At 42.7% G+C, this 4569-nt stretch carries 4 protein-coding genes; all 4 read right to left on the reverse strand.

Translation table 11 applies throughout. The annotated features are described in order from the left end of the window. Positions 1 to 103 precede the first annotated feature (103 nt). Positions 104 to 823: a lysophospholipid acyltransferase family protein gene (locus B5F78_RS15990; RefSeq protein ID WP_022040164.1), complete on the reverse strand. Its 720-nt coding sequence runs from the start codon at positions 821 to 823 to the stop codon at positions 104 to 106. Between the two features lie 82 nt (positions 824 to 905). After that, positions 906 to 2102 carry a metallophosphoesterase gene (locus tag B5F78_RS15995; protein ID WP_087407210.1) on the reverse strand — a complete coding sequence of 399 codons (1197 nt, stop codon included), beginning with the start codon at positions 2100 to 2102 and terminating at the stop codon, positions 906 to 908. Between the two features lie 16 nt (positions 2103 to 2118). Next, on the reverse strand, positions 2119 to 3018 hold the full coding sequence (locus tag B5F78_RS16000; protein ID WP_087397708.1) for a vitamin B12 dependent-methionine synthase activation domain-containing protein: 900 nt from the start codon (positions 3016 to 3018) through the stop codon (positions 2119 to 2121). Between the two features lie 7 nt (positions 3019 to 3025). Further along, positions 3026 to 4366, reverse strand: coding sequence for a dihydroorotase (locus B5F78_RS16005; RefSeq protein ID WP_087407211.1), 1341 nt, complete (start codon positions 4364 to 4366; stop codon positions 3026 to 3028). Positions 4367 to 4569: the final 203 nt, after the last annotated feature.

The following is a 4569-nucleotide window of genomic DNA, read 5'->3' on the forward strand; positions in this document are numbered from 1 at the left end:
CTCCTGTTCTTCGTCAGATAGCCCGCTATCTTCCTCATCACAGAAGCGAAAATGCCTCAAAAACTCATCCCAAATCATCGCACGATAAATTCAAAACAGCTTCTTACTTTAAGTCTTTTTCTATTTCTTTATACGATTCTGTCATCAACATTTGCAAGTTTTCTTCTCCTTTTTTGCCGATAGGATAGATTGGTGTGTGTATGGTGAGCTTCATAGGATGCCAGGAGAGCAATTTGCCTGTACGTGGCAGAATCTGGAAAGAACCGTTGATGGTCATCGGCACGACAGGCATTTGTAACTGGTCGGCAATGAAGAAAGCTCCTTTCTTGAAAGCATTCATCTTTCCGGTATAGGTGCGGGCTCCTTCCGGGAAGACCATCAATGACGTTCCTCCCTGTAGCACTTTTTCTGCTTGTTTGATGGTTTCGTATATCTTTCTCGGACTGGATTTGTCGACGAAGATAAAGCCGGCTGATTCACATGCTTTCCCGACAAATGGTATTTTCCGTAAGCTTTTTTTCATCATCCATTTAAAGTTACGTCCCAAGAATCCATAAATCAGGAATATATCGAATGCTCCTTGATGATTGGCTACAAAGACATACGAGGTGTTTTTGTCCAGTACCTCATGTCCTTCTACTTTTACGGGGAGCAAAAACAGAAAACAGGTCAGTTGTGACCAAAGTTTTCCGGGGTAATATCCCCAAAAATGTCCGTTTCCTAACCAGCATCCTAGCATTGTGGTTAGGGCTGTCAGGATAGTGGCTACTACGAAAATCGGTAATCCAATGCAGATTTGGTAGATGATGTAAATGAGTCTCATGTTTATGATTTTTAAGTTTATAAATCTTTTTAGGTTGAATGTGTTCCGGTATCGTTTTTTTTGTGTCTGTAATCTTTTTATTTTATTGTTTGTTTTTGAGGGTAATGACCGTTATTTCAGGCCATGCACCAAGGCGCATGGGGAACATGACGAAGCCCAGGCCTACATTGACATAAAGGCCGCGTCCGTTTTCCAGATACATGCCCCGATGTTCCGGATAGACAAATTTGGAGAAGGAAAATCCGAACAGATTAACCTGCATGTCATGAGTATGACCGGCAAGCATGAGCTGGACATCTGTTTCGGGCAAAACATTGCGTTTCCAGTGTGTGGGATCGTGACTGAGCAAAATTTTGAACATTCCATCGGTATGCTGTAATGCTTTAGGAAGATTCCCCCGATTAGGAAAGGGAGGGTTTCCACTGTTCTCGACACCTGCTATTGCAATGGAGTCATTGCCTCTATACAAGATGCGATGTTCATTCATCAGTACCTCCCATCCCATTTGTTTTTCTCTGCAAATGAGGGTGTCGATATTTGCCAGGCGCTCAGCTTCACTGTCCCAATGTGTGTATGTGGCATAATCGTGGTTGCCCAACACGGCATATACTCCGTCTTTGGCATGTAACTGAGATAGAATAGTCATAAAAGGTTTCATCTCGTCAGCACGGCTATTTACCAAATCACCGGTAAAGGCGACCAGGTCTGGATATTGGGCATTGCATAATGTCACGGCACGTTGCAAGGCTTCACCATGGTCGTCCCAACTTCCTGTATGAATATCGGATAATTGTAAGATCCGATAGCCGTTAAAAGCATCGGGGAGGTCGGGAGATATGAAAGTGACTTTGTTGACTTGGAAAAACTCTTTTCCGAAAGCAGCCCCGAATACGATGTAAATGCAGGTAATAAGTGCTGCTGATGACGGGATACAGATTCTTGCAAGTCTGTATAAATGTACGATGGATAATGGCATCGGCTTCTTGATGAAGCATTGAACAGACTTTTTACAAAGATAAATCAGTAAGTCGCACAGCATGAATACCATTTTGGGAACAGCTATGCATAATGCTACAATCAGGTAAATGCCGAAAGCATGCTGAAAAGAGTCGCGGAAAGAAACAAAAACAAGCAGAGCTAGCAGCAAACAGATGCTTGGCATCCACCAGAGTTTTCTTATCCATTGTTTTGCGCAATACTTGATATGGAATCTGTAAATATACCAATCGGGCAATAACAGCAAGATTAAGAAGAATAATGAAATGCGTAATATAATCATATCAGTCGGGATGTTGTTATAAATTGGCGGTTAAAAATTTGCGTAAATAATTGCTGTCCATGCCTCGTCGTGTCGCGTAATCAGCCAATTGGTGTTCGTCGATTTTTCCTATGGAAAAATAGTGTGATTGTGGATGCGCGAACATCAGTCCACATACCGATGCATGTGGTCGCATCATGCCGTTTTCGGTAAGATGGATGCCGATTTTGTTCATGTCAATCAGCGTGTTAAGTAAAAACGTTACCGATAGGTCTGGAAGTGAAGGATAGCCTACTGCCGGGCGGATACCTTGATATTCTCCATTCAGCAGTTGCTTGTGGGTCAAATGTTCGTCTTTGGCATATCCCCAAATTTCTTTCCGAATGGTTTCGTGTAGTTTTTCAGCAGCAGCTTCAGCCAGACGCTCGTTTAAGGTCTGTACAAGCAAGTGCTGATAGGTATCGTTTGCGTAGCTTTTTTCAAAAGTATTATCAACGGTGGTGGCAAATGCCCCCACCGTATCGACAATTCCTTGTGACAATGGACGTACAAAATCGCTTAAACAGAGAAATGGAGCGTTGGGATGTATCCGTGTCTGTTGACGGAGCAGAGGGAACCTGGTTCCGTCTAGTAATAAATCATCACCATCAGCATTGGCATCCATGAGCCTGTATATTGCCTGTATCTTGCACTTTTCATCCATGTGTCTCAGCAGGCGTTGGGCTTCGTTATACAGAAGTATGGCTTCGGTAGCTTTAGCTGTATCTGTTTGTGGAAAATTTGCCGCCCATCTCGTCTGGCAGGTGTCACATCCAGCTATGTCTGCTATTGCAGCAAACCGAGGCTGGAATCCCCACGCATGGAAAAAATAGATCCAGTTGATATAACCGGCTAAATCCTGGATTGTATAGCTGACAGTGGTATTTGCAATTTTCATACGTTTTTTATCGGTTAAAACGGAGTGGTTCTCCTCGATATGCTTCATTTACTTGTCCATCGGTATATACTAAATTCCCGTTGACAAATGTCTTTTCCACTTTTGTATGGAAAGTTTGGCCTTCATACGGACTCCACCCGCATTTGCTCAATATGCAGTCTTTGGTAACAGTCCATTCTGCTTCCGGATTCAGGATAACCAAATCGGCTTTATAGCCCGGGCGGATGTAACCTCGTTTGTCTATCTGAAACAAATCAGCAGGTGTATGGCACATTTTATTTACCATTTGTTCTATAGTGAATATACCTTGTCTTACCAATTCCATCATGCAATTAAGTGAAAATTGGATGGATGGCATGCCGGAGGCTGCTTTTAGTGCTCCCCCTTCTTTTTCCGAAAGCAGATGAGGGGCATGGTCTGTCGCTATGACATCAATAAGGTTTGTGCGTAAGGCCCGGTGTAAAGCTTCACGATCCTTGGATGTCTTGACACTCGGATTACATTTGATGCGAGCCCCATAATTGCCGTAATCGTCTTCGCAGAACATCAAATGTGAAACACATGCTTCTGACGTTATTTGTTTCTGCGAAACCGGAAGGTCCGTAAACAAGTTCAACTCGCGGGCAGTGCTGAGATGGAGTACATGTAGCCTTGCTCCTGTTTCTTGTGCCAGAAGTACTGCTTCTTTCGTCGATTCCCAACACGCTGCTTCGCTTCTGATACGGGAATGGTATTTGATGTCGGGATCTTCTCCAAATTTCATTTTGGCAAGTTCCGTGTTCCATTCAATGATTTCAGGATTCTCACAATGTGTGGCGATTAAGATGGGAGCAGCTTGAAATATTCGTTTCAATGACTCTCTTTTTTCTACCAGCATATTGCCTGTGCTGGCTCCCATAAAGAGCTTTATGCCACATACGCGTGTCTTGTCTAATTGGGAAAACAAATCAGTGTTGTCATTGGTTGCCCCAAAGTAGAAAGAATAATTGACAATGCTTTTTTGTGAAGCAAGGTTGAATTTTTCTTCTAACGCTTCGATTGTGACGGTCTGAGGCTTGCAGTTGGGCATATCCATGAAAGAAGTGACACCTCCTGCTGCAGCTGCAGAACTTTCTGTAGCTATATCAGCCTTATGTGTCAGACCGGGTTCGCGAAAATGTACATGGTCGTCAATAACTCCCGGAATCAGGTAATATCCGTTGGCATCGATGACTCTGTCACATTTTGTTTGGGGTTCAGGATTGCCTTTTATTACCGCATAAATCAATTCATCTTCAACAATGACCGTACCAACGTATTTTTCTCCTTCGTTTACGATGGTTGCATTTTTGATACAAATCCGCATAATATTTATATTTTTATTAAAGGTTTCTCAAATGAAGAGCCTGTATCTTTCCAGTAAAAAATCACAGATGAATGTTTCTTTACTGGGAATATATGAACGTTTAGAAGCTGTTTTGAATTTCTCCAAAAAGTTTTTCTTGGCTTGATGTATCCGTTTTCGTGTGTGCTTTGGGCGATTTTTTGGTCCTTTCCGCTCCTGTTCTTCGT

Source organism: Bacteroides sp. An279 (genome assembly GCF_002159615.1).
Lineage (GTDB): Bacteria > Bacteroidota > Bacteroidia > Bacteroidales > Bacteroidaceae > Phocaeicola > Phocaeicola intestinalis.